This window comes from Castellaniella sp. UC4447_H14, assembly GCF_052978285.1.
Genome location: NZ_CM129666.1, coordinates 1,390,530 through 1,411,773, shown reverse-complemented (window position 1 = coordinate 1,411,773; position 21,244 = coordinate 1,390,530). Strand labels below are relative to the sequence as shown.

33 protein-coding genes are annotated in these 21,244 nt (G+C 62.1%); 17 read left to right on the top strand and 16 right to left on the bottom strand.

Going from position 1 to position 21,244, the window contains the following annotated elements; all coding sequences use genetic code 11:
• Window positions 1-72: 72 nt before the first annotated feature.
• The 12 genes from ACVCMJ_RS06895 to ACVCMJ_RS06840 all read right to left on the bottom strand — a co-directional run bounded on the left by ACVCMJ_RS06895 (window position 73) and on the right by ACVCMJ_RS06840 (window position 6,538).
• Entirely contained in the window at window positions 73-366 is a 294-nt protein-coding gene (locus ACVCMJ_RS06895; RefSeq protein WP_447080697.1) for a hypothetical protein, read from the bottom strand.
• A gap of 7 nt (window positions 367-373) precedes the next feature.
• Window positions 374-2,032, bottom strand: a complete 1,659-nt coding sequence (locus ACVCMJ_RS06890; protein ID WP_447080696.1) for a ParB/RepB/Spo0J family partition protein — start codon at window positions 2,030-2,032, stop codon at window positions 374-376.
• 8 nt (window positions 2,033-2,040) lie between these two features.
• Window positions 2,041-2,475 (bottom strand): single-stranded DNA-binding protein, encoded by a 435-nt coding sequence (ssb, locus tag ACVCMJ_RS06885; RefSeq protein ID WP_447080695.1) that lies wholly within the window; start codon window positions 2,473-2,475, stop codon window positions 2,041-2,043.
• The gene (locus ACVCMJ_RS06880) at window positions 2,459-3,541 is read right to left on the bottom strand and encodes a reverse transcriptase domain-containing protein (RefSeq protein WP_447080694.1); all 1,083 of its coding nucleotides are present in this window, start codon (window positions 3,539-3,541) and stop codon (window positions 2,459-2,461) included. The genes ssb and ACVCMJ_RS06880 overlap by 17 nt, the downstream gene beginning before the upstream one ends.
• A gap of 271 nt (window positions 3,542-3,812) precedes the next feature.
• Entirely contained in the window at window positions 3,813-4,187 is a 375-nt protein-coding gene (locus ACVCMJ_RS06875; protein WP_447080693.1) for a four helix bundle protein, read from the bottom strand.
• Between the two features lie 18 nt (window positions 4,188-4,205).
• Window positions 4,206-4,664, bottom strand: coding sequence for a DUF1566 domain-containing protein (locus tag ACVCMJ_RS06870; RefSeq protein WP_447080692.1), 459 nt, complete (start codon window positions 4,662-4,664; stop codon window positions 4,206-4,208).
• Between the two features lie 37 nt (window positions 4,665-4,701).
• Window positions 4,702-5,061 (bottom strand): DUF1566 domain-containing protein, encoded by a 360-nt coding sequence (locus ACVCMJ_RS06865; RefSeq protein WP_447080691.1) that lies wholly within the window; start codon window positions 5,059-5,061, stop codon window positions 4,702-4,704.
• A 7-nt stretch (window positions 5,062-5,068) separates the two neighbouring features.
• The gene (locus ACVCMJ_RS06860) at window positions 5,069-5,422 is read right to left on the bottom strand and encodes a DUF3310 domain-containing protein (protein WP_447080690.1); all 354 of its coding nucleotides are present in this window, start codon (window positions 5,420-5,422) and stop codon (window positions 5,069-5,071) included.
• Entirely contained in the window at window positions 5,419-5,610 is a 192-nt protein-coding gene (locus ACVCMJ_RS06855) for a hypothetical protein (protein ID WP_447080689.1), read from the bottom strand. Before ACVCMJ_RS06855 ends, ACVCMJ_RS06860 begins: the two co-directional genes overlap by 4 nt.
• A 5-nt stretch (window positions 5,611-5,615) precedes the next feature.
• A complete protein-coding gene (locus ACVCMJ_RS06850) occupies window positions 5,616-5,876 on the bottom strand; it encodes a hypothetical protein (RefSeq protein ID WP_447080688.1) in 261 nt (86 codons plus the stop codon).
• A 113-nt stretch (window positions 5,877-5,989) separates the two neighbouring features.
• Window positions 5,990-6,247 carry a hypothetical protein gene (locus tag ACVCMJ_RS06845; RefSeq protein ID WP_447080687.1) on the bottom strand — a complete coding sequence of 86 codons (258 nt, stop codon included), beginning with the start codon at window positions 6,245-6,247 and terminating at the stop codon, window positions 5,990-5,992.
• 66 nt (window positions 6,248-6,313) lie between these two features.
• On the bottom strand, window positions 6,314-6,538 hold the full coding sequence (locus ACVCMJ_RS06840) for a hypothetical protein (RefSeq protein WP_447080686.1): 225 nt from the start codon (window positions 6,536-6,538) through the stop codon (window positions 6,314-6,316).
• Between the two features lie 272 nt (window positions 6,539-6,810).
• Between ACVCMJ_RS06840 and ACVCMJ_RS06835 the strand changes: the two genes are divergently transcribed.
• Window positions 6,811-7,074, top strand: coding sequence for an Arc family DNA-binding protein (locus ACVCMJ_RS06835; RefSeq protein ID WP_447080685.1), 264 nt, complete (start codon window positions 6,811-6,813; stop codon window positions 7,072-7,074).
• A 120-nt stretch (window positions 7,075-7,194) separates the two neighbouring features.
• Here ACVCMJ_RS06835 and ACVCMJ_RS06830 read toward each other — a convergent pair whose 3' ends face one another.
• The 3 genes from ACVCMJ_RS06830 to ACVCMJ_RS06820 all read right to left on the bottom strand — a co-directional run bounded on the left by ACVCMJ_RS06830 (window position 7,195) and on the right by ACVCMJ_RS06820 (window position 9,489).
• Window positions 7,195-7,950: a hypothetical protein gene (locus ACVCMJ_RS06830; RefSeq protein ID WP_447080684.1), complete on the bottom strand. Its 756-nt coding sequence runs from the start codon at window positions 7,948-7,950 to the stop codon at window positions 7,195-7,197.
• Window positions 7,951-8,504: 554 nt separating this feature from the next.
• A complete protein-coding gene (locus tag ACVCMJ_RS06825; protein WP_447080683.1) occupies window positions 8,505-8,951 on the bottom strand; it encodes a PH domain-containing protein in 447 nt (148 codons plus the stop codon).
• Window positions 8,952-9,072: 121 nt separating this feature from the next.
• Entirely contained in the window at window positions 9,073-9,489 is a 417-nt protein-coding gene (locus ACVCMJ_RS06820) for a hypothetical protein (protein ID WP_447080682.1), read from the bottom strand.
• A gap of 83 nt (window positions 9,490-9,572) precedes the next feature.
• On the opposite strand from ACVCMJ_RS06820, the gene ACVCMJ_RS06815 reads away from it, so the two are divergent.
• On the top strand, window positions 9,573-9,818 hold the full coding sequence (locus ACVCMJ_RS06815) for a Cro/CI family transcriptional regulator (protein WP_447080681.1): 246 nt from the start codon (window positions 9,573-9,575) through the stop codon (window positions 9,816-9,818).
• Window positions 9,819-9,854: 36 nt separating this feature from the next.
• Here the strand turns inward: ACVCMJ_RS06815 and ACVCMJ_RS06810 are convergent, their stop codons facing one another.
• The gene (locus ACVCMJ_RS06810) at window positions 9,855-10,079 is read right to left on the bottom strand and encodes a hypothetical protein (protein WP_447080680.1); all 225 of its coding nucleotides are present in this window, start codon (window positions 10,077-10,079) and stop codon (window positions 9,855-9,857) included.
• Between the two features lie 304 nt (window positions 10,080-10,383).
• Here ACVCMJ_RS06810 and ACVCMJ_RS06805 point away from each other — a divergent pair, with 304 nt between their 5' ends.
• From ACVCMJ_RS06805 to ACVCMJ_RS06735, 15 genes are all read left to right on the top strand, one after another.
• Window positions 10,384-10,848, top strand: a complete 465-nt coding sequence (locus ACVCMJ_RS06805; protein WP_447080679.1) for a phage regulatory CII family protein — start codon at window positions 10,384-10,386, stop codon at window positions 10,846-10,848.
• 425 nt (window positions 10,849-11,273) lie between these two features.
• Window positions 11,274-11,807, top strand: coding sequence for a hypothetical protein (locus ACVCMJ_RS06800; RefSeq protein ID WP_447080678.1), 534 nt, complete (start codon window positions 11,274-11,276; stop codon window positions 11,805-11,807).
• A 543-nt stretch (window positions 11,808-12,350) separates the two neighbouring features.
• A complete protein-coding gene (locus ACVCMJ_RS06795) occupies window positions 12,351-12,569 on the top strand; it encodes a hypothetical protein (protein WP_447080677.1) in 219 nt (72 codons plus the stop codon).
• A 403-nt stretch (window positions 12,570-12,972) separates the two neighbouring features.
• The gene (locus ACVCMJ_RS06790; RefSeq protein ID WP_447080676.1) at window positions 12,973-13,173 is read left to right on the top strand and encodes an HNH endonuclease; all 201 of its coding nucleotides are present in this window, start codon (window positions 12,973-12,975) and stop codon (window positions 13,171-13,173) included.
• A gap of 163 nt (window positions 13,174-13,336) precedes the next feature.
• Window positions 13,337-13,846 (top strand): P27 family phage terminase small subunit, encoded by a 510-nt coding sequence (locus ACVCMJ_RS06785; RefSeq protein ID WP_447080675.1) that lies wholly within the window; start codon window positions 13,337-13,339, stop codon window positions 13,844-13,846.
• Complete coding sequence (locus tag ACVCMJ_RS06780) at window positions 13,843-15,525, top strand: terminase large subunit (RefSeq protein ID WP_447080674.1); 1,683 nt, start codon at window positions 13,843-13,845, stop codon at window positions 15,523-15,525. The genes ACVCMJ_RS06785 and ACVCMJ_RS06780 overlap by 4 nt, the downstream gene beginning before the upstream one ends.
• A complete protein-coding gene (locus ACVCMJ_RS06775) occupies window positions 15,525-16,868 on the top strand; it encodes a phage portal protein (RefSeq protein WP_447080673.1) in 1,344 nt (447 codons plus the stop codon). The genes ACVCMJ_RS06780 and ACVCMJ_RS06775 overlap by 1 nt, the downstream gene beginning before the upstream one ends.
• Complete coding sequence (locus ACVCMJ_RS06770) at window positions 16,855-17,586, top strand: head maturation protease, ClpP-related (RefSeq protein WP_447080672.1); 732 nt, start codon at window positions 16,855-16,857, stop codon at window positions 17,584-17,586. Before ACVCMJ_RS06775 ends, ACVCMJ_RS06770 begins: the two co-directional genes overlap by 14 nt.
• 64 nt (window positions 17,587-17,650) lie before the next feature.
• Window positions 17,651-18,862, top strand: coding sequence for a phage major capsid protein (locus tag ACVCMJ_RS06765; RefSeq protein ID WP_447080671.1), 1,212 nt, complete (start codon window positions 17,651-17,653; stop codon window positions 18,860-18,862).
• 44 nt (window positions 18,863-18,906) lie between these two features.
• Window positions 18,907-19,242 carry a hypothetical protein gene (locus ACVCMJ_RS06760; RefSeq protein WP_447080670.1) on the top strand — a complete coding sequence of 112 codons (336 nt, stop codon included), beginning with the start codon at window positions 18,907-18,909 and terminating at the stop codon, window positions 19,240-19,242.
• Window positions 19,242-19,667 (top strand): head-tail connector protein, encoded by a 426-nt coding sequence (locus tag ACVCMJ_RS06755; RefSeq protein ID WP_447080669.1) that lies wholly within the window; start codon window positions 19,242-19,244, stop codon window positions 19,665-19,667. Before ACVCMJ_RS06760 ends, ACVCMJ_RS06755 begins: the two co-directional genes overlap by 1 nt.
• The gene (locus ACVCMJ_RS06750; protein WP_447080668.1) at window positions 19,667-20,029 is read left to right on the top strand and encodes a phage head closure protein; all 363 of its coding nucleotides are present in this window, start codon (window positions 19,667-19,669) and stop codon (window positions 20,027-20,029) included. The genes ACVCMJ_RS06755 and ACVCMJ_RS06750 overlap by 1 nt, the downstream gene beginning before the upstream one ends.
• On the top strand, window positions 20,026-20,454 hold the full coding sequence (locus tag ACVCMJ_RS06745) for an HK97 gp10 family phage protein (RefSeq protein ID WP_447080667.1): 429 nt from the start codon (window positions 20,026-20,028) through the stop codon (window positions 20,452-20,454). The genes ACVCMJ_RS06750 and ACVCMJ_RS06745 overlap by 4 nt, the downstream gene beginning before the upstream one ends.
• The gene (locus ACVCMJ_RS06740) at window positions 20,451-21,062 is read left to right on the top strand and encodes a phage tail terminator protein (protein ID WP_447080666.1); all 612 of its coding nucleotides are present in this window, start codon (window positions 20,451-20,453) and stop codon (window positions 21,060-21,062) included. The genes ACVCMJ_RS06745 and ACVCMJ_RS06740 overlap by 4 nt, the downstream gene beginning before the upstream one ends.
• A complete protein-coding gene (locus tag ACVCMJ_RS06735; protein ID WP_447080665.1) occupies window positions 21,059-21,244 on the top strand; it encodes a DUF2635 domain-containing protein in 186 nt (61 codons plus the stop codon). The genes ACVCMJ_RS06740 and ACVCMJ_RS06735 overlap by 4 nt, the downstream gene beginning before the upstream one ends.

Here is a 21,244-nt window from a genome sequence, read left to right as displayed (position 1 = left end):
TCCTCCGGAACCCGATAGCCCAGATCAACGGGTTCGCGCCCTTCATCGCGCGGGCGGCGTCGGTCTCGGCGGTCATGATGCGATCCCCAGTTTCGTGATTTTCCGGCGCGGCACGTCGGCCATCTTCAGGGGCTCGCGCAACAGCCACACGCGTCCCGCGCCGTCGTCGCATTTGACGATGTGCCGCACGCGATAGCCGGTCTTCCCATGCGCCTCCAGCCACTTGCGCAGAGCCTGCGAGATGCTGTTGGTCTTGGCCGAGTCGCACTTCACGCACTGGCCGGGCAGCAGCGCGGCGAAAACTTCGTCGTACTTGCTGCCGACTTTGCGCCGCGTCGGATACGGGGTGGTATCGATTTCGAGCATGTGGGCCTCAGGCAGCTATGGCGTTGATGTCAGGCTCTTTCGGCAGGCCGTTGGTTGTCGGTTCGGCCTGGTCGGCTGCAGCCTTCTTGGGCGTCCTGGGCCTGACGGTCGGCGCCTGGGTGCGAGCCTTGACGGCCTTGGGATCCACGCCATACTGCGCGCAGGCCGCGAGCAGCTCGTCGGGGGTGTCCAGATCGGTCCCCCAGGATCCGCAGTATGTGTCCGGCGCTCGGATGCACATCAACATGAGCAGGGCGAGTTCGGAGACATCCTGCTGATGCACCAGGTGCTCGACCGCCTCCAGATCCTGTGCCGGCCACGCCCACAGTGCTGCAATCGTAGAGCGGAGGTCGTGGCCAATGTCGCGGTACATCTTGTACGCGATCTCGCGCATTTCCTCGATCGTGAGGATGCCGCCGGCACCAAGGTGCGCGCGGGCATTGTGGTGGATCTCTGTGAGCAGCGACCGGCGGTAGGCACGCTCGGCTTTGGCCTTCTTCTCCTTGGCGCTATTCTCGGCGCTATACGACGATGTGGACCGGCTCATCTTGACGCCAGCAGCCTTCAGCGCCTCCCGGGCGGCGTCCTCTGGGACAGCCTCGATCAAATCGCCCGTGTGTGGATCTTCGATCAGCACCGTTTCGGGCATATCCTTTTTCAGGACGTTCTTGATCTTCTTGTCGCTCTGCATCCACCACGGGCTTTCGTTGACGTCGATGTAGCCCTTCATTTCGCTGTAGCGACTGGGCTTGATCTTCTCCGCCGCCTTGCCACTGATGACCTTTTTTCCGGCATCAAGCGCAGTCTGGCGCGCGCGGGCCCGGAATGCTTCCTTCTTGGCCGCGAAACACACGGGGTCCGTGCAGACGTCTGCATTGCCTACATCGCTGAACATATCCGGGTTGGCGCCCGTGCGCTTGGGGCACGTCGTGCAGGGGCCCGCGTCGGGCAGCAGCGCTTCGTCGGAGAGACTAAAGGGCGCCTGGTCCAGGCGCGTCATGTAGTGGTCCTGGATGTGCCTGGCAGCTGCGCGGAAGGACATTGGCTGACCCTCGTTTGGCCAACTGCCATTGGTGATCTCTGCCAGAGCCTTGTCCTGCAGGTCCGGCACCGGGATGCGGGCGAGCAGCAGAGCGGTGGACGGGTTCAGGGTGCCACCATAAAAGGCCTCCCGTGCTGCTGGCCGCAGGGCGCAGAGCTTCAGGCGGGCGTAGATGTAGGCCCGCGATTTCCCCAGTTTTGCCGCCACCTGGTCGACCGTGTAGTTCGGATCATCCTTGCGCTGGGCGAGCAGCGCTTCGTAGCTCTCGGCCTCCTCAAGCGGGTGCAGATCCTCGCGCTGCAGGTTCTCGATGATCTGCAGCTCCAGGACGTCCATGTCGCTGATCTCGCGGACCGTCGACGGAATCGTCACGAGACCAGCGAGCTTGCTGGCGCGGTAGCGGCGCTCGCCGGCCACGATCTCATAGAGCGGTACCGGGTCGAGCGGTGCGTCTGGTGCCGGGCGCAGCAGGATCGGCTGCATGATGCCGTACTTTTTGATGCTCTCGGCGAGCTCCGCCAGGCCTTCCTCGCGGAAGGTTTTGCGCGGGTTGGTTTTCGAGGCGACGATGCGGTCGAGCGGGATCTCGACGGGCAGGGCGGACGTGATGGCGGGAGTGTCCATGGTGGCTCCTAGAACGGGCAATCATCATCCAGGGTCGCGGGAGCCTTGGATGGGGTGGGGGTGCGGGATTGAGAGGACGCAGGCGCAGCGCGGCCGGCGTCGTCATCGCGGCTGCCCAGCATCTGCATCTGGTCGGCGATGACTTCAGTGCTGTAGCGGTCTTGGCCGGTTTGTTTGTCCTGCCATTTGCGAGTCTTTAGGCGACCCTCGATGTAGACCGGCCGGCCCTTGGTGAGGTACTCGCCAGCGATCTCAGCCAAGCGGTTGTAGAAGACCACGCGATGCCATTCGGTTTCTTCGCGGCGTTCACCGGTGTTGCGATCTTTCCAACTGCTGCTGGTGGCCAGCGACACATTGCAGATGGCAGCGCCGTCCGCGTTGTACCGGACTTCGGGGTTGCGGCCCAGGTGTCCGACCAAGATGACTTTATTGACTGATGGCATGGGCCGTCCTGTAGGTTTTGGTGAGATCGGATTTGATGGAGTGGCCGCGCCGGCGCAGCTCGTTGGAAAGCCGGGCCCGGTCGTGGTGGCTGTGGGTGGCCTGGCGCAGCAGCCCGTAGTAGCTGTTCGCTGTCTCGAAAAGCTCGCGGGATGCGGTTTCGCGGATGCGCGCGATCGCGAGGTTGTAGGTCCGCCGGCGCAGGGTGCGATGCCAGGGTTTCACGACCTGGCCAATGAAGTCGATGCCGCGCGCGACAGGCTGCCGGATTGTCTTGCGCGGGTTGAGCTGCGCGGCCAGGCGGCTCACCAGCAGTTCCTGGATCTGGACGTGAGCGTCGGTGAGCCACTGGGCGGACTCGTGCAGCAGCACGAAATCATCCACGTAGCGGATGTAGTGCCGGCAGCGCAGGCCGTGCTTGACGAACTGGTCCAGCACATCCAGGTACACATTTGCGAAGAACTGCGAGGACAGGTTGCCGATGGGCAGCCCCAGGTGGGCTGGATGATTGCCCAGCCGCTTGTGCGGCGGCACCAGATCCAGCAGACGCGGGTCGCCGCGCAGTTCGTAGTTCAGGCGCGGGTCGTGAAACAGGATGGTCTCGGCCAATTGCATCCACCACGGCTCGTGGATCCGGCGCGCGAGCAGCTCACGCAGAATGTGTTTGTCGATCGCGACGAAGAAGTTGGCCAGGTCACACTGCAGATAGTGCGCAGGCCGGCTCCAGTTCTGCGTGATGCTGCGCACCTTGGACTCCAAGCGCTGCGCAGCGTACAGCGTGCCGCGCCCGGGGATGCAGGCGCAGGTGTCGGCGACGAACCGAGCGTAGAAGCGAGGCGCGATGCGGTTGTGAAGCAAGTGATGCACGATGCGATCGCGGAAGGCTGCAGCCCACACCTCCCGCGGGCGCGGATGCGTGATGATGAAGCAGACGGAACGGCCGGGCCGGTATTGCCCGCTCACCAGCTCGTCGTACAGATCCCGAAGGTTTGTCTCCAGGCGCTCTTCGAATGCCAAGGCGCTCGCCGTCTGGCGCTTCGTGCGCCGGCAGTCGAAATAGGCGTTCACGAGATCCGCGAACGAAGGGAGATCAGCAGATGCGCTCCAATCTGCGGACGGCCACGGCGCGAAGCCGATTGTTCTTGTGGTTGTAGTTCTGGTTGCCGTTGTTGAAGTTCTGGTACCAGGCGTAGCTGGACCCATCGTGCTTTCCACGTCGCCTGGCCGAGCTTTCAGCCAGGAAACTGCGCCAGGCCGTGCCGGCGTGCTGCCGGAGGTTCCTGCGGTGCGCATATCGGTGCCCTTGTGGGGCAGCGGCACGACCAGATTGAAATGTCGCTCAGTCATGAGGGCCTTGGCCTCCATGAAGCGGGCGAACTGCGGCGCGACGCCATCCATTGGCCTGCTTGCCGATGCTGGTCGTGAGCTCGATTGCGGCTGCGTAGCCGCTGCGCGCGATCAGACGCTTGTCCTGGGCAAGCCTGAGCATCAGTTCGATCACCTGCAGGCGCTCGATGAGCGCGACCAGGTGCGGACCTTTGTCCTGCGCGACGTTGGCGCGAAACACCAGGATCGTGATCTCGATACACTCGTCGGCGATCTTGCCGCCGATTGAGCGCTTGAAGTCACGCCGCATGTTGCGCACCAGGTCGGTGACTACGTCGAGCAGCTCGTAGGCGGCCCTATAAATGGGCAGTCGGGTATGGATGGCCATGCTGATCAAATGGCTAAATTACTCAATGACCAATCTGCGGACGGCCACGGCGCGAAGCCGAAGGTTCTTGCGGAAGTAGGTCTGGCTGCCGTGGCTGAAGCTCTGGGACCAGGCGTAGCTGGACTCCTTCGCGTGCGTTTCGGCTGACCAGTACGCGGCCGGCTGAAACCCGCGCAGGTTGGCAAACAGCAGCGACTGCTCATGGCGCGTGGGCAGATCCCCGCCTACGCCCTTGGCCCACGCCAGCGCGTTTTCATGGTTCAGATCCTCTTCGTCGCCGGCGAGCAGGATCAGGTGATGCGACGGCTGGCCGTCGTCATCCAGGACGATGCCGGCGTATTGCTCGCCGGCGGCAAGCTCAATCGTGGCTTGCGGAATGCCGTAGGATGTTGGAGCCTGCTGGCGCACGTAGGCGTCGATCAGACCGTTCACGCGCGCCTGTTCGGCCTGGATGGATTCGAGAGTGACTGTGGTCATGGTTGCCTCAAGTCGTAAGGGTCAAATGGATGAAGGACTAAATGGGCAATCTGCGGACGGCCACGGCGCGAAGCCGATTGACCTTGCGGCTGAAGTACTGGTAGCCGTTGAGGAAGTCCTGGCACCAGGCGTAGCTGGATTCCGTGTGGTGGACCTCATTGGTCCAGTAGAAGTCCTTCTTCATCTGATCGCGGTTGTGCTCCCAGATCAGGCCCAGCTCGACGCGGGTCGGCAGGTCGCCGCCCTGGCTCTTGGCCCAGGCCATTTGGTCCTTCCAGGGCGCGTCGTCGTTGTCGGCGGCCAGCTGGATGACGTGGTGCAGGTTGCCCTGCTGGTCGCCGATGGCGCCGATGTAGGTCTCGCCGTCGGCGAGCGGGGGAAGTTGCAGTGCTTGCATGACAGGGTTACTCCTGTGGGTTGGGATTCTGTGGGGTGGGCATGGGATTGGGACGCTCCAGTTCGGCGACCAGCGTTTCGAGGTAATGCATCGCTTTGCGCAGATCCTCGATGCCACCCTTGACCCGAAACCGGGCGATGTACTTGATGGCATTGCCGCGCAGGTAGCCCTGGAATTCTTCGGGGCTCATCCAGGCCCGCATGGCGTCCCAGGGCTGGATGCCCATGTCGGTGTAGTGATGGCCACCGACCTGGTAGCTCTGTGATGAGGGAAGGGCGCCTGCCAGATCCTCACTGGCGATGAACTGCTCCAGCGACGATTTGAGGGCGGCCTTTGATGGACGCGGCGCGGATGTGGTCACGATTGGGTTTCCTGGGGTTGGTAGGTTTCGCGCGCGAGCGAGTCCGTGCTGCGCTGCAGACGCTCGACGGAGTCGACCAGCCGCGTGCAGACGTCTGCACTGCTGATATCGATGTTGTGTGAGCGGATGAGCTGCAGCAGCGCGCGGCTCGCCGCGACCTGGCGCTTGGCGGTGCGTCGATTGATCATGGCGTTCATGGATTGTTGGTACCGGCCCGCAGGGCCTGATGGTCGAGATCCCCGACCAGGCGCCGGAGGCGTGCTGCCCAAGGTGCCAGGGCGGCGGATGATGGCAGGGCGGGGGTTGGGTTGGCCTGGCGACGCATGGCGTCGACGGTCAGCTCCAGACAGCGAGCGAGGGCCGGGCTTGCCAGCGCCGTATCGAGATCGATACGACAGCCAGCTTCGCGCAGCGCGCGTTCCAGCTCGACACGGTCCGGTGCTGTTTCGACCATGTCAGCATCCGAGAAAGAAGGCCACGGCGATCAGCGCTGCGCAGCCGAAGATCACAAGCAGCGCGATTGCAATCAGGATGTCGTACACCCAGGTATTGATGTCCGGCTCCATTTCAGTACCCGGCGAGCAGAAGGCCAGCGACGCCCGCGAGCCCGATGAGCGTGAGCGGCCACCCCCAGCGATGGAAGGGGAATTCCTCCGCCAACTGAACGGGCGGCAAAATCCGGATTGGTTTTGTGGACTCGCGCGGGATGCCGATCCGCGTGCCGCTCTCCAGGCGACGGCGTACGTAGGCAGGTACGTCCACGCCAACGCCGTAGCGGGCTGCGCGGCGCCGGGCAAGCAAAAAGCGAGGATTGATGGGTTGCATTGCTGTCTCCCGTGTTGTTGGGAGACATTATTAGGCACAGCCTTATGTCATGTCAATAGGCGTAGCCTAATTTAATTCCGTTTGGCCGGGCCTTATGCCGTTCTGTAGATCCAGACGATGCTGAAGCGCCGCGTCGCGCAAGCTCTCAATGATGTCCGTGCATTGAGAGCCACTCATCTCGCGCACGATTTCTTCCCAACTGAGCAGGAGCAGCTCAAGGCGGCTTTCCAGAATTTCCGCCTGCCGCCTCAGTTTGTGTGCGACGTCCCCGTCCATCTCGATGCACTCCATGCGATGCTCCAGAACCTATCTTTCCACCCATAATACTGTACGTAAACGCAGTAAAAACATGTGCGTCAGCATGGATATTGGCGTCATGGTCACGAGCGGTAATACCGATGCGGGTTTTCGGCCGCACTGAGGGAAAACCCCACCGGTCATGGCGACCATGACGGAACGTCACGCCATTACATCATCAGGTCGCCGTAAGCAAACAGGCGAATAGAGGCCATTGCTGGCACGGTGCCAGCATTCTCCGCGACTGCAATAGTATTCTCGCTGCCATGAAACGAGAGACCGCGATCGTCCCGAAATGGGCGGACAAGGGGACCTACAGGTTTCCGCCTGGCGTGCGTGAGCGCTTGAAGGAGGAAGCCACCAAGCGCGGCCGATCTGTCAATACGGAGTTAGTGGAACGTGTCGTGCGGTCTTTGGATAAGACCGACGAATCGGAAATCAGCGAGCTGCGGGAATACATTCGGGAAGAGTTCGAGGACCTGCGCCGCGAAATCTCCAAGTTGCGAGAGCTGGTGGTGATGAAGAGGTAGCGCGCTCCGGCTAGCCCTCGAAGCGAAGAAGTAGGGCGCAAATAGGTGGCGGCGCCGCCTACAGTGGGGCGGACCACCTGGATCCACCTGCTCCGGCGGCCTGCCAGGCCGATCTGGGTTCTAGTGAAGGTAGGACTTTATCAAAGATCCAAAATCGGAAGCGCTGAAAGCCACGGTCTTCCCGGTGTAGTAGTTGGCACGTTCGAATTGTTTGGTGCCCACCGACTTCTGGCTCTCGACGGCTGCTATAACTGTGGCTGGAATCTTCTCGGCGCGGTATTGCATGTGGATGATCTCGGCTTCTAAGAGGCGCTGAATCCCGCTAGCAGCGATGATAATAAGAGGTGCATCGGGGGATGAGATTACGTGATCGGCAACGAAATCCCCAGAGATCCCCAGTGAGACATCGGATTCATAGGTAAACCCGGCGGCTGCAGCAGCAGACTCCACAGCTTTGGTCACCTGTTCTTTGAAGTCGCTCACGCGCCGCGCGGGCCGAGAGGTCGCGAGGGCAAAGAGTTGTTGGGCCGACTCCGCAACCCGAAATATGCAAGGGGCAATCAAACGCTCGTCGTGCGCGAAAGCCATAAGCGTTTCGTCTTCACTCAGGCGGACGGGAGACTGACCCTCGAGGTCCTGAGCCCAGCGCAACACGCTCTCTGCGGTAGGGTCGCCTTCTGCCATGCTGGCGTAAAGCGATGCTTCGCCGTTCTCATCGACCTGATACCCGCCACTCATAGGGCGAACCCGCACCACCACCCGATCTCCACTGCCGCTGTACTCCAGGGGCGTGACTATGCGTTGCACACCAGCTTCGTCCTGGTGTACCTCGAAAAGTGCACATATGGCGTGCTTGAGATTCGCTGTCACTTCCATAGCGGGATGGTTACTGTGTCGTTCGGGTCGGCTATAGAAATCCCACAGGCCTTGCAAAACTCATCGATCAACGCGTCTCGGCCATCTTCGGTCCGAGGGTCTAAGTCCCGGCGTGTGCTGATTTGCAGCTCGGGGGCCCCGGGGAGCATCCTGTCAGTGTAGTCTAGCTCGGTCCTGCATGGCATCTTCGCGTGAAATCCCTTATGGCTTGGGTGCCAATGGAACTCGAACAACGGATACAGGGATCCTCCGCGGAGGTTGCACATAAGGTGGCCGAAAAAGGCGGAATCACTGAGGATTTCGCCGTCTCGGTACATGAATACTACGCAATGCGTTTCGGACAAGTCGATGAGATCTGTAGCATAGAGACGGGACCCTCCCATTCTATGGAAAGGCTTAGGCAGTTTTCCGCGCTTTAGTCCCTTGAAAACCGGCCGCACAGCAAGCCTCTTGGCAGCGTTCTTATGGCTTCGCAAATCTGCAGGCGTCATCGTATATATCCCTTTCCCCACAACCGAGATCCCTCGGCAAGCGAGGGTCAGAAGTTCCTGGCCTTACGACTGCACCAGCATTTCTTCGTGCTGAGAAACCTGGCTGCTGCCGCCTCTCCGAGCCGCATCGAAGGCTCGCCGGAACTCCATCGGCTTAGAGATCCCCTTGAACGGTGCCTGGGGATTGCCGGCGCCGGCAAGCACAATAGCCCCGAAGTCGCACATGCGTCCAAGTAGCCCCTGCTGCACTCTGATGCTTTCGATTCGGTTCAGATCGATCTCCACGGTGTCCCGACTGATGAACCCCTTCTTTGCTATCACCCTCTGGTTCGTGATAGCCATTTCGGTTGAGATATAGCGCACAAAGAGGGCCAGTAAGATGAGCAAGCCGACGACGACAAAGCTTAGGATCACGCCCACAATGATCTCCGGAAGCATGCTCCAGACGCTGATTTTGGCCGAATAGGTGACCCGCTCACCAGGCATCAGGTTTTTGTTGATGTAGCTCATTTCTCTCACATTCCTACACTGTCGTTAATGGTTTGTTACCTTCCACGGTAAAGTAATCCTCTAGGGCGGCGCTCTCAATCAGGGTTTCTCAGCGTGTCGCCGCCTCAGAATGCTCAGCGCGTCAATCTCTGTCAGCCTCAAAGCCCTTCAGAACGGCGTCGATCATGTCGTCAAGTTTTTGCCGTTGCTGCGCGGTGAGGGCATGGACTCGCTCCGGCGTAGATTTACTGAAGGGCCACCAGTGCACGCTATTTCGTACCGCCTGAGCATCCTCATTGCGCATCCGAGCGGAGAGCCCGGACGGCCATTCGTTCTCGGTCAGTCCCCAGTGTTGGGGGCCGACTACATCGGCAAAGTATGCCCAGAGGGCAGGCAACCGTTCTTTCGCGATCGAACCCTTTTTCACCCAATCCACGAGCGATGGCGGCCTCACATCGAAGTGGCGCGCAATTTCGGCTTTCGAGCGCGCGCCTCCTGAAGAGATCTTCAGGGTGATGGCCTTATCTATGGCTTGCCCAAATTCTTTGCCTTTAAGCATTGCCTAATAAACCACGCCGCGTCTTGATTAGGCAATTCCTATGTTGTAGCATTAGGCGTAGCCTTACATAAACAGGAATATACATGTCGGGAATTTCCGATGCGTGTGAGCAGCTTGGCGGGCTCTCGGCCCTCGCACGCGCCATAAAGGTAACGCCTCCGACCGTTCACCAATGGATCTCGGGTCGCCGACCAATACCGGTGCTGCGCTGCATGGACGTCGAGCGGGCCACAAACGGCGGTGTTCGTTGCGAAGACTTGCGCGCCGACGTCGATTGGTCGGTGCTGCGGCGGCCTACACCTTCGCGCGATGAGGTCTCCCATGCCTGACCCATGCATCGTCGTTCTGCTCCGCTGGGCTCAGTTTCAGTGCACTGCATGTGGCGGATCATGATCGACGCCATCCTCTGTCTCGGGCGGCATGCCCGCATCAAGATGCAGTGCACGGAAAACCTCAGCTACCACTGTGGCCGGTGTGCTGCCCAGCGTCTCCTGGGTGATGTCCCGGGCCTGTGCAAGCAGCCTCGCGATCTGTTCTTTCAGTGTCGTATCCATTTCCGCAGTCTCGCCGATGGCGTGGCGCGTTTCCATTCGTGTTTCCCGCGTGTGCCGATTTTGTCCTGGTGCATGTCTCCATCATTGCCCGGCGCACGCCTGGGCGCCATGTCAACTTCGAGGTACCAATGACAACAGCCAGCCCTTTTATTCGATCCGGTTCCCGCCTCCGGCTGCCTAGCGGCAGTCGAGCAACCATCGTTCGCTGGGCCAGCCGGCACATCGACCCCAAGAACAGGGCCGAAGGTATGGAGCGAATTGCGATCGTACAAATTGAAGGGGGCATCGGGAACGCAGAATTCTCCGAGCGCTTCATGCAACTGTGCCAGGTGGTGTCGTCATGAGTGTCCTGGGCGCATACGCATACGAGGTCGCCGCGTTCCAGACGATCAGCCAGTGGAACGGCGGGGCGCACGCTCTGGGCCCCATCGTAGGCATCAACGGGTCAGTGTTGGCGCACAAAGTCAGTCTGACGGACGATGCCAATCAACTCACGGTGCCGCAGGCCCGCACCGTCATGCAGGCTACTGGTGACTACCGGATGCTCGTCGGGCTCGCTCAGGACCTCGGCCATGTCTGCACGCAGCAGGATAACGACAAGTCCGCCGTGTCGCTGGAGCTGGCGATTGCGCAGGCGACGAAAGAGTTCGGCGAGTACCTGTCCGCCGTGAGTGCCGCGGTTACGGATCGGGTGGTCACGACGAACGAGCTGCGACGCATCGATCGTGAGCTGGGCGAGCACCAGGCCGCCGTCAACCGCCTGCGGGCTGTATGCGCGGCGCTGTTGTCACCCAAAGGGCGCTGACAATGGCCAGGCCGCTGGGCGACATATCGGCTGCTGTGCTGGCCAGGCTCGCTCAAGATGGGCCGACCACCATGCGTGAGCTCGCGCTTGCTGAGCAGATCCATATTCGCGCGCTCTGGTGGACGATGGAGCGCCTGGTGGCGTCTGGGCGCGTGATCGTCACGGAATCGGCGAGCGTGTCCTGGGCCCGGCGTCCGGTCGCGCGCTATGCGTTGCCGATGCGGCCTGGCCTCACAACATCGATATCTCAACTGTGGCGCTCGACATGACCGAGCCGCCCCGAACTTCCCAGTCCCTGACCGCACGCATTGCGGTCGATCGCCACCGGCCGCCTTGATCGGCTGACGGGGTCTCTTCATTCGTGTGATCTGTCGCTGTGCCTTCTGGCACCGCGCGGGTTTCTTTTTGCCTAAAAAAGGTGATTTATGCACACGCTATTCGATGAGCTGACGGCGTCAGCTCAGGATGCCGCGCAGCAGGCGATCGAGCGCGCCCGCGCAGTCGGGCCATCGTTCGAGGACTTCTGGGCTGCGTGGCCCAAACGCGAGGCCAAGAAGGACGCCAGGCGGGCCTGGGACAAGCTGACGACCGCCAACAAGGCTGCGGCCCTGGCGGCACTACCGGCGCACGTTGCGCGCTGGCGGCGTGAGGGCAGGGCGCGCAATCACATTCCGCACCCCGCGACCTGGCTCAACGGTGAGCGTTGGGAGGATGAGCTGGGTGAGGTATTCGCGCCTCGCCAGGCGTCCGCGCGACCAGGTATGCGGCAGCACGAACCTGACATTGAAAGGCCGTGGCCATGCACTTGGTCGGGGATTGTCGATAAGGGCAGGGCCCTGGGATTGGAACAAGGCGTTGATGAGGTGGCACCGGCATTCAAGGCGCGCGTGTACGCGGCTGCAAGCCTCGACGATGCACAGCGTGCTCGGATTCTGGCGGACTGGGGCGTGCGCGTGTAGAGGCGCCTGGCGTGGGCCCCGCGCATTGACACGCAACTGAGCCTGCATGGGCTGACAGGGCAAGAAACACAGAGCGCACCCGGGAGCTCTTGATATTCCGGTACCGGTACCGTCTCAGCCGTGAGCTGCGACTAGGGGTGCAACTCCCCGAACAATCCGGCGGGCTGGCCGCATCCACAGGCCCGGGGGGCGCGGTACGCGTGAAGTGTGGATCCGGCAGTGCCGGGCGAACGGTCGGTTCTCTCTGTTCTCCGACGTCTTTTGGCGCTGGGGGGTAGGGGGGGCCTTTGGCGAACGTTATTCACAGATTCTGGAGGACATAGGCATGCGGCAACCCATTTTCGGCCAGGTCTCGGCGGAGCGACCATGAACGGGCCGCGGCGCATTCCAGAGATTCAAGCGCGGTTGGACCGCTGGGCGATCTGGTGTGACAGGTCCGCATCGGGCGGCGGCGGCTCGGCCTCGTGGCTGGCGTATATGGTCGACCTGGCGGCCGGTCGGCGGGTGCACGATGGGGACCGATCGTACGGGTGCGAGATTCCGGTGGATAACATCGAGTGTTCGCGGACCAACCAAGCGGTCCAAGCGCTGCCGATGGAGCTGCGCCGGGCGGTGGGTGCGTGGCATGGTGCGCGCTCGGGCACGCTGGACGAAGTGGCGCGACGACTGGGCGTGGTGCGGGGTACGCTCCACCGGCGACTGTGCCAGGCTGACCAGCGCATCGCCGAATGGCTGGCTGGTGCCCAGCACAGTAACATTTAGAATTACGCGAGGTATACCGGAACGCGTAGTATCTGGCATATTCCGCAGGAAGTCGCGACTACAACGCGATCGGCCAAGGCCTGGTGACCACAATCACCGGGCCTTTTTCATTGGAGAATTGGTCATGAGTTACCTCATATCGACGGGCCTAGTGGCCTTCGTGTTTGGTGTTGCGGCAACGCTCGTTGCCTTGAAGGCCACCGGCCGCCTCTGAGTGTCCCGGCAGTCTCCCAAGCCTTGCGCTCATTCGGCCTGCCCGGCGCTGGTGTATGACGGCTCGGGCTGGTGCGACAAGCACAAACCAGTTGAGGGCAAGTTCAGTGACGAGCGTCGAGGAACCCGACACGAGCGCGGGTACGGATCGGACTGGGACAGGCTCCGCATACGGATCCTCGAACGCGACATGTATCTGTGCCAGGTCTGCCAGGCGGCAGGACGCGTGAGCCCAGGCCGCACAGTGGACCATCGCATCCCCAAGTCGGCCGGTGGTACTGACGATCCATCGAACCTGCAGACCATCTGCGATGCCTGCCACCGCGTGAAGACGCAAGGCGAGGCAGCTCGGGGTCGTGGACGGCCCTGGGTGGCCGCGCGGGGCCGCTAGCGTTGCGGATCAGCAACGTTTTGCGTGTTGTTGCGAGAAAACGACGGTAGGGGGGGTCGAAAGTCTGGGGAATCCTGGCTTGCGTACCGGTCGCCCCGCCTTCTTTTGCGCAGGTTAAATTTTCGAATAGGGGGGGGGTTGAATTTGCCCTCCCAGTGCAGTGATGTCAGGTCATCTTCAGATGCTCTCGTCGATTCAGGTGGGCGAGAGCGGGAAAGGTGTGCCTGGCGCGCCGGCACAAGCAGTTCCGGCCGAGGTCCCCGCGCCTCCAGCGAAGCTCTCCTCGAAAGAGAAAAAGGTCTGGAACTACATCGGCCAGGCGCTTCTGGAATACGGTCTGGTGCATCGCACGGATGCGTTGCTGCTCACTGTCATCTGTCGTACGTTTGTGCGCTGGGTAGAGGCCGAAGAGGCGCTCTCCGCGCTGATCGCTGAGAACGACGGCTATATGGTGGAGACGCCAAACGGCTACGCCCAACCGCACCAGTTGTTTTACGTGTCGCGGACCCTGAAGAAGGAACTGCTGCAGTGGCTGCCCGAGGCGGCGCTCACGATCCCGTCCTTTGCGAAAGCCGTGGAAGAGCGCCAGGCCCCGACGCAGGGGACCCTCTTTGAGGACCCGGTCGCAAAGCATCAGGCCGGCAAGCCTCACGTCATGCGAGCGGTCCAGTGAGTGCGGTGCGCGAAGTGGTCCAGTCGTTCGATTGGGATGTCTACGGTCGCGCGGTTCTCGCCGGCGACGTTCCCGTGTCGCGTTGGACGCGGCTTGCCGTCGAGCGCCACTATCGCGACTTGGAGACGGGGCCGGCGCGCGGCTTGTGGTTTTCAGAGGCGCTCGCGCAGCATGCGCTCGAATCGTTCCTGTTCCTGCGCCATTCGAAGGGCGAGTGGGCTGGCCAGCAGTTCGAGCTCTCGCCGTGGCAGCAGTTCTGGGTGGCGGTGGCCTTTGGCTGGATGCGCAACGATGGCACGCGGCGCTTTCGGGAGGTGTGGCTGGAGGTCCCCCGCAAGAATGGCAAGACCACGCTGCTGGCCGGTGTCGGCATCTACCTGTTTCTGTTCGATGGCGAGGGCGGTGCCGAGGTCTACGCCGCAGCCACGAAGATGGACCAGGCGAAGATCCTGTTCGGCGAAGCGGTGCGCATGGTTCAGTCCTCGCCGCTGCTGCGCCGGCATGTCGGCGAGCGGGTGAACGAACTGTACATTCCGATCCCCGGGCGCGCCGATGTCTTTCGACCGCTGGGCCGCGACAGCAAGACGCTGGACGGACTGAACCCGCACGCGGCGCTGCTTGATGAGGTCCATGCGCATCCGACACGCGAGCTGTACGACGTGATCAAAACGGGTCTCGGCGCGCGTCGGCAGCCGATGATCTGGGAGATCACCACGGCCGGCGAGAACTTGAGCGGCTTTGGCTACAGTCAGCACGAGTACGCGGAAAAGGTTCTGGAGGGCGTGCTTGAGGACGATTCGATCCTTGCGGTCATCTACACCGTCGATCATCCGGAACGCTGGACAGATCCGCTGGAGTGGGAGAAGGCCAATCCGAACCTGGGGGTATCAGTCTACCTGGAGGGTTTGCAGACGTCTGCACAGCGCGCGCAGCGGCTGCTGAGCGAACTGCCGAACTTTCAGACCAAGCGGCTGAATATCTGGCTGCGCGGTGGGTCCAAGTGGATCGCGGTGGACGACTGGAAGGCCTGCGGTGACGCTGAACTGCGTATTGAGGACTTTGCGGGCGAGCCCTGCTGGGTGGCCCTGGACCTTGCCGAGAAAAAGGACATTGCCGCCGTCTCGGTGGTGTTCCGCCGCGAGAACGATTACTACGCATTCTTTCGGCTCTATCACAATGAGGATCAGGTCAATGCACCGGAGAACCGCCACTTCTACACCTGGGCGCATTCGGGGCACCTGGATGTGTCGGCCGGCAACGCTACTGATTTTCTGCATATTCGAGCCGAGCTCATTGCGCTGCGCGATCGCCACGAGGTGCGCGAGGTCCTATATGACCCGAAGTTCGCTGCCTATTTTGCAGCGCGCCTGGCTGAAGATGACGGGTTGCTCATGGTGGAGGTCCCTCAGACGTCGAGCCGGTTCACGCTGCCGATCGTCTCGATCGAGAACCTCGTGCTCACTGGGAACCTTCACCACGATGCGAATCCGGCCGTCGCATGGATGGTGAGTAACGTGGTCATGCGCGAATCGAAGTTCTCGGGCCTGCGGCACCCGACCAAGGAAAAGCCGGAAAACAAGATTGACGCGGTAGTGGCGCTCATCATGGCGATGGGCCGCGCGATGAATGAGGACCCGGACACGGGCGTTATCTCTCAGGGCTTTGTGGTGATCGACTGATGTTTGGCTTTCTGACACGCTCGCACGAGTCCGCCAGGCAGGCCAGGCGCGACCCGGTTATCAACCTGGCCGACGGGGAGACCGTGGTGTCCTCCGATGCCGTGAAGATGTTCGAGATCTTCGGCGACCCCCGCACGGCGTCCGGCGCTGTCGTGAATACCGTCACGGCCATGCGGGTGTCGGCGGTCTACGCGTGCGTGAGCCTGCTCGCCGGCGCCATCGCCCAACTGCCGCTGCCCGTCTATGCTCGGGTTGACGCCGAGCGTGAGCGCGTCGCGGACGATCGCTGGCGCCTTCTGAACCGCGCGTTCTGTGATGGCTGGTCGGCAACCGCGGGGTGGGAGTACCTGGTCGCTCAGATGCTTCTGCGCGGCGATGGTATCGCGCTCATTCGTCGCGGGCCAGGCAAAAACGCGGCGGATGTCGCTGAAATCGTTCCCTGGGCGCGCGATCGTGTCAACATCGAGCGGTTGCTGGGGCGAGATCCGCGCGAACCGGGACGGTTGCTGTACACGTTCCAGGCGGACAACGGGTCGTTCACGGTCGACCAGGCCGATGTGCTGCACCTGCCCGGCTTTGGCTTTAATGGCCTGCAGTCGATGTCCGTCATTCAGTGGGGCGCACGCAACGGCATCGGTATTGCGCTGCAAGGTGACGAGCAGGCTGGAAAGTCATTCGCCGAGGGCGGAAAGCCCGAGGTCGCAATCACGACGCCCAACAAGATGGGGGCCGACCAGCAGGCGGATTTTCGTGACGCATGGGTCGCGAAGTACGGTGGCATTCAGGGCAACCGTCGCATACCGCTTATTCTCACCGAAGGCCTGTCGATCAAGGAACTCAGCGTGTCGGCGGTCGATCAGCAGTTGCTGGAATCCCGCCAGTGGCAAGTAATCGACATCGCTCGCGCCTTTGGAGTGCCGCCGCACATGATCGGCGAGACGACGAAGGCCACGAGCTGGGGCTCGGGCATCGAGCAGATGTACATCGGGTTCGTGCGCAACACGCTGGGCCCGCACTTGAAGCGCATCGAAGATGAGCTGAACCGCAAGCTCTTCACGCGCCCCGGCGAAGACCGTTTCGTGGAATTCAACCTCGAAGGGTTTCTGACGGGCGATAGCAAAGCACAGTCCGTGTATTTCGGACGCGCGCTGGGCGGGCCAGGCGCTCAAGGCTGGATGACCGTGAACGAGGTGCGGCGTCTGAAGAATCTCGCGCCGATCGCGGACGGTAACGCGATCTTCAAGCCAGGACCAGCGGGGGCCACACCAGACACAACCGACCCCGGGCTTGATCCGGGCACGAACCCGAAAGACCAAAAGGATGATGGCAATGAAAATCCCTAAACTGCTCCAGCTGGCGCGCGATAACGCCGCCGGCTCCAAGCCGATGCGCTGCGAATCGAGCAACAGCGAGGCGACGATTTACCTGCACGGTGTCATCGGTGGGTGGTGGGGTGATATCGACGAAGTGCAGTTTGCGCAGACGATGGCCGGCCTCGACGTGGAGACCATCCACCTGCGGATCAACTCCCCGGGCGGCGATGTGTTCGCTGGCCGCGCCATGATGACCGCCATCGCGCAGCACAAGGCCCGCGTGGTCGGACATGTGGACGGTCTGGCGGCCTCCGCGGCATCGGGCCTTTGCATGGCTTGTGACGAAGTGGAGATGTCGCAAGGCTCCCAGATGATGATCCACGAGGGGTGGACCGTCACTATCGGCAACAAGCGAGATCATGGCAAAGCAGCTGATCTGCTGCAGCAAATCGATACGGCCTTGGTAAACGACTACGCCAGGCGCACGGGGAAGAGCGCCGCCGAGATCGACTCCATGCTCGAAGCGGAAACGTGGATGAGCGCCGATGAGGCGGTTGCGCAAGGTTTCGCTGACCGCTCGGTGGATGTCGTCGAGGAGCGGACCCAGAACGCCTGGAACCTTGCGGCCTACAAGAATCCCCCAAAAGGTCTGATTGAGAACGCGCGGCCCAAAGCTGCGGTAGACCTCGCGGCTCACCGAAACGAGCTGGAGCGGCGATTCTCGCTGCTTGAGCGCGCCCCTGCGTAAGCGGCTCCCGCCCGCAGTTGTTCCGCCGCCTTCGGGCGGCTTTTTATTGCAAGGAAATCACACCATGTTCAATCTGCAAGCAGAGCGGGAGCGTCGTAATACGCTGGCGAAAGAAACCCGCAATCTCCTGGACCAGAACCCGGGCGCAAGCTGGAACTCTGACCACCAGAAGAAGTATGACGAAAACACAGCGGAGATCGAACGCATCGACGCGTCGATCGAACGTCATCAGAAGCTCCTCGACCTGACCGCTGAGGAAAACGCGCGCGATGCAGTTCGCGGCGCCGCACCCGCCGCGAAGAAGGACCAGGCCGTCGTGCTGTTTGACCGGTGGTGCCGGGGCGGCGATAACGCTCTCACGCCCGACGAATGGCGGGCAGTGCGTAACACCATGTCCACCACGACGGATTCCGAGGGCGGCTATACGGTGCCCACCACGGTGGCCTCCACGATCCTGGATGCGCTGAAGGCCTATGGCGGCATGCGCGCCGTCGCTGAAGTCATTCGCACCACCACGGGCGAAGCGATGAACTTTCCGACGTCGGACGGTACGAGCGAGAAGGGCGAAATCGTGGGCGAGAATACTGCGGCCACGGACGCTGATATCTCGTTCGGCGTGAAAAACCTGCCGGTCTACAAGTACAGCTCGAAGGTGGTCACCATTCCGTGGGAGTTGCTGCAGGATTCGAGCTCGGACATCGAAGGGTTCGTGCGTAACCGTCTTCAGGTGCGCCTGGGGCGGATCACCAATGCGCACTTCACCACGGGTTCCGGCACGGGGCAGCCCACCGGCCTTATCACCGCAGCGTCTGTCGGGGTCACCGGCGCTGTGTCGGCAACTGCGAAGATCACCTATGACGATCTGGTCGACGTGGAGCACTCCGTGGATCCGGCATATCGGCGTAACGCCTCCTGGATGATGCACGATGACATGCTGCGCCTTATCCGCAAGGTGAAAGACCTCGACGGCCGTCCCATTTTCGTGCCCGGTTACGAGCAGGGAAATCCCGGCGGCGCCCCGGACCGGCTGCTCAACCGTCAGATCACCATCAATCAAGACATGGCTTCTCCGGCCGTATCGGCGATCTCACTCGCATTCGGCGACTTCAGCTATTACAAGATCCGCGACGTGCTGGCCGTGACGCTCTTTCGGTTCACCGATTCGGCCTACACCAAGAAGGGCCAGGTCGGGTTCCTCGCCTGGATGCGTTCGGGCGGCAACCTTGTGGACGTGGGTGGCGCAGTGAAAACCTTTAAGCACGGCGCTGCGTCGTAACAGTACTGGAGGCGGCGCTCGCCGCCTCCGTTAAGGAGAGTGCAATGGCACCAAAAACGAAAGACACGGTTATCGCAGACCCGGCCGACACCGCCCAGGTCCCTGAACAGGCGCAGGCCAACCTTGCAGTCGATCAGTCTGCCCAGGTATTGCCCGGCATTGTGGACCCCGCTGTCGCGGTGACCGATCAAACGACAGGTCAGGCCCCGAAAGGAGAGAGCGATCCCGTTGACCGCATCGAATGCGCGGTGCGGATGGATTGCATCTACGGCCGGCATGACGACATCATCACGCTCACGCGTGACGAGGCGCGCGCGGCTGAGGTTGGCGGCTACGTCGATACCCATCCGAACGCGATCGCGGCCATTCGGGGTGCCTGATGTTGCGCTGCATCAGCGATGTTCTGCCAGATGCGGAACCCGTCACGGTTGCCCAGGCGAAAGAGTTGCTGCGCATCGACGATGACATTTTCGATGCGCAGCTGCCGACCCTCATTGCCTCAGCTCGTGAAGTGGTGGAGCGCCAGACCGGCTGGGCACTGGTCGCTGCCGACTATGAGTGGACGCCGGTGGGCGATCGGCGCGCACCGCTGCCTCTATTGCCGGCAACGGTCACCAGCGGAGTCGATGTATACCCGGTGCTTCTCACAACGAGCCCTACGCGGACTCCAGTCGCGCTTCGCGCCGCGATTGTGCTTCTGGTGGGTGACGCGCTGCGAAGTCCCGAGGCGGCTGTGTCTCAGGACATGGTGCAAAACCCCGCATTCGAACGCCTTATCTGGGCCTATCGCAGGATGGACATGTAATGCCTGATCGTTCCGTCGATTTTCCGCTGCCTGGGGCCGGAGACCTTGATAAGCGCGTGCAGATCCGGCTGCGCGAGGATTCGCCGACCGGGATCGCGGGCGTCGATACGCAGTATCCGGTTGTCTTTACGCGCTGGGCAAGCCTGAAGCCGGTGGGGACCGCCGTTTGGGCCGCCTCCGTTCAGACCGATGAGCGCGTCACGCACCGTTGCATCATCCGATACATGGATGGCATCACGGACCATCACGAGGTGGTCTACCGAAGTCGCGTCTACCAGGTGCGGCGCTGCGCGGATCTTCAAGGCAAGCGTCGATTCCTGGTGATGGAAGTCGAAGAGCTTGGCGAGGATGCGGCGCTATGACGACAGGGATCGACGCAAAGCTCACCGTCGAGGGGTTCGATAACATTCCCCGTGTGCTGTTTAACAAGCGCAAGATGCGCCGGGCCTTTCGTCAGGCCGGCAACGTGGTCGCGAAGCGCGCGCGGCGCAACATCTCGGGCTCTGGCAGCGGATACCCTGCCAAGCGCACGGGTCGCATGCGCAAGTCACTGAAGGTGCGTGTGGGCTCGGGCGGCATGTACGCGAAGGTCGCACACGTGATGCCGGCGCCGGCCAGCACCTGGCGAAGGGACCCTCGCAACCAGGCCTTCTACCCCGCGTTCCTGTTTTCGGGCACGTCGCGCGGCGTGCGCCGTCACCAGAACTGGATTGGCGATGCGCTCGCCGCCTCGACAAGCGAGGTGCGCAGCACTCTGCAGACAGGTCTGCTGGAGGCACTGTCGTGAAGCTCTCCGATGTGGTGGCGCACCTGCGGCAGTATTGCCCGACGTTCGACGGGCGTGTGGCTGTGGCGCTCGAGTTCGAGCCCGATCGCGGTCAGGTGCGGCTTGCGGTACCCGCGGCTGTCGTCATGCCAAGCGATGATGAGGCCCAGCCTGTTGCGGCCTACTCGCAAAACGTGTCGATTCAGTCGGTGGCGGATCGCTTTGTGGTGGTGCTCGTGGTGGCCAGTGCCGACCCAAAGCGCGGCGATACGACAGCCGACGTGCTGCATGACTTGCGTGCGGAGCTTTGGCGGGCGCTTATTGGCTGGCGGCCAGGTGCGGGGTACGAGCCGATCGAATACGTGTCGGGCGAGGTCTCGCACATGGACCGCTCGGCCACGTATTACGCCATGACCTTTTCAGCCGAATTCACGGTCGGCTACCCGAACGGTCTGCCTGATGGCGCCACTCCGGAGACCTGGCAGGAATACGAACTCGCCGGGCTGCCGGCCCTGGAGGGGCTTGATGTGGATGTGGATGTGATCGATCCCATCGCCGACCCGAACCTCAAAAAGCCCGGCCCTGATGGTCGGATTGAATTCAACCTTCAAGAGGACACGCAATCATGACGCGTATGCATGTGGTGCCGGTCGACGGCCGATCGGTACCGGACCTGGACCGTGGCGGGCTGCTCGCCGCCGACGGCCGCGAGGTTGAGAAAAATCAGTACTGGATGCGGCGCCTGGTGGCAGGCGACGTGGTGATCAAATCCGCACCCGGCCGGGTCGTGGATAAAAAGAAGGAGGCCTGA

Bases quoted from the DNA above. Each gene is read 5' to 3' on its own strand.
- ACVCMJ_RS06840 (WP_447080686.1), bottom strand. From the start codon at position 6,538: ATGGAGTGCATCGAGATGGACGGGGACGTCGCACACAAACTGAGGCGG.
- ACVCMJ_RS06830 (WP_447080684.1), bottom strand. From the start codon at position 7,950: ATGGAAGTGACAGCGAATCTCAAGCACGCCATATGTGCACTTTTCGAG.
- ACVCMJ_RS06825 (WP_447080683.1), bottom strand. From the start codon at position 8,951: ATGAGCTACATCAACAAAAACCTGATGCCTGGTGAGCGGGTCACCTAT.
- ACVCMJ_RS06805 (WP_447080679.1), top strand. From the start codon at position 10,384: ATGAGTGTCCTGGGCGCATACGCATACGAGGTCGCCGCGTTCCAGACG.
- ssb (WP_447080695.1), bottom strand. From the start codon at position 2,475: ATGCCATCAGTCAATAAAGTCATCTTGGTCGGACACCTGGGCCGCAAC.
- ACVCMJ_RS06870 (WP_447080692.1), bottom strand. From the start codon at position 4,664: ATGACCACAGTCACTCTCGAATCCATCCAGGCCGAACAGGCGCGCGTG.
- ACVCMJ_RS06815 (WP_447080681.1), top strand. From the start codon at position 9,573: ATGTCGGGAATTTCCGATGCGTGTGAGCAGCTTGGCGGGCTCTCGGCC.
- ACVCMJ_RS06865 (WP_447080691.1), bottom strand. From the start codon at position 5,061: ATGCAAGCACTGCAACTTCCCCCGCTCGCCGACGGCGAGACCTACATC.
- ACVCMJ_RS06845 (WP_447080687.1), bottom strand. From the start codon at position 6,247: ATGCAACCCATCAATCCTCGCTTTTTGCTTGCCCGGCGCCGCGCAGCC.
- ACVCMJ_RS06890 (WP_447080696.1), bottom strand. From the start codon at position 2,032: ATGGACACTCCCGCCATCACGTCCGCCCTGCCCGTCGAGATCCCGCTC.
- ACVCMJ_RS06855 (WP_447080689.1), bottom strand. From the start codon at position 5,610: ATGATCAATCGACGCACCGCCAAGCGCCAGGTCGCGGCGAGCCGCGCG.
- ACVCMJ_RS06750 (WP_447080668.1), top strand. From the start codon at position 19,667: ATGCCTGATCGTTCCGTCGATTTTCCGCTGCCTGGGGCCGGAGACCTT.
- ACVCMJ_RS06765 (WP_447080671.1), top strand. From the start codon at position 17,651: ATGTTCAATCTGCAAGCAGAGCGGGAGCGTCGTAATACGCTGGCGAAA.
- ACVCMJ_RS06785 (WP_447080675.1), top strand. From the start codon at position 13,337: ATGTCAGGTCATCTTCAGATGCTCTCGTCGATTCAGGTGGGCGAGAGC.
- ACVCMJ_RS06770 (WP_447080672.1), top strand. From the start codon at position 16,855: ATGAAAATCCCTAAACTGCTCCAGCTGGCGCGCGATAACGCCGCCGGC.
- ACVCMJ_RS06735 (WP_447080665.1), top strand. From the start codon at position 21,059: ATGACGCGTATGCATGTGGTGCCGGTCGACGGCCGATCGGTACCGGAC.
- ACVCMJ_RS06875 (WP_447080693.1), bottom strand. From the start codon at position 4,187: ATGGCCATCCATACCCGACTGCCCATTTATAGGGCCGCCTACGAGCTG.
- ACVCMJ_RS06850 (WP_447080688.1), bottom strand. From the start codon at position 5,876: ATGGTCGAAACAGCACCGGACCGTGTCGAGCTGGAACGCGCGCTGCGC.
- ACVCMJ_RS06800 (WP_447080678.1), top strand. From the start codon at position 11,274: ATGCACACGCTATTCGATGAGCTGACGGCGTCAGCTCAGGATGCCGCG.
- ACVCMJ_RS06790 (WP_447080676.1), top strand. From the start codon at position 12,973: ATGTATCTGTGCCAGGTCTGCCAGGCGGCAGGACGCGTGAGCCCAGGC.
- ACVCMJ_RS06760 (WP_447080670.1), top strand. From the start codon at position 18,907: ATGGCACCAAAAACGAAAGACACGGTTATCGCAGACCCGGCCGACACC.
- ACVCMJ_RS06745 (WP_447080667.1), top strand. From the start codon at position 20,026: ATGACGACAGGGATCGACGCAAAGCTCACCGTCGAGGGGTTCGATAAC.
- ACVCMJ_RS06810 (WP_447080680.1), bottom strand. From the start codon at position 10,079: ATGGAAACGCGCCACGCCATCGGCGAGACTGCGGAAATGGATACGACA.
- ACVCMJ_RS06895 (WP_447080697.1), bottom strand. From the start codon at position 366: ATGCTCGAAATCGATACCACCCCGTATCCGACGCGGCGCAAAGTCGGC.
- ACVCMJ_RS06755 (WP_447080669.1), top strand. From the start codon at position 19,242: ATGTTGCGCTGCATCAGCGATGTTCTGCCAGATGCGGAACCCGTCACG.
- ACVCMJ_RS06775 (WP_447080673.1), top strand. From the start codon at position 15,525: ATGTTTGGCTTTCTGACACGCTCGCACGAGTCCGCCAGGCAGGCCAGG.
- ACVCMJ_RS06820 (WP_447080682.1), bottom strand. From the start codon at position 9,489: ATGCTTAAAGGCAAAGAATTTGGGCAAGCCATAGATAAGGCCATCACC.
- ACVCMJ_RS06835 (WP_447080685.1), top strand. From the start codon at position 6,811: ATGAAACGAGAGACCGCGATCGTCCCGAAATGGGCGGACAAGGGGACC.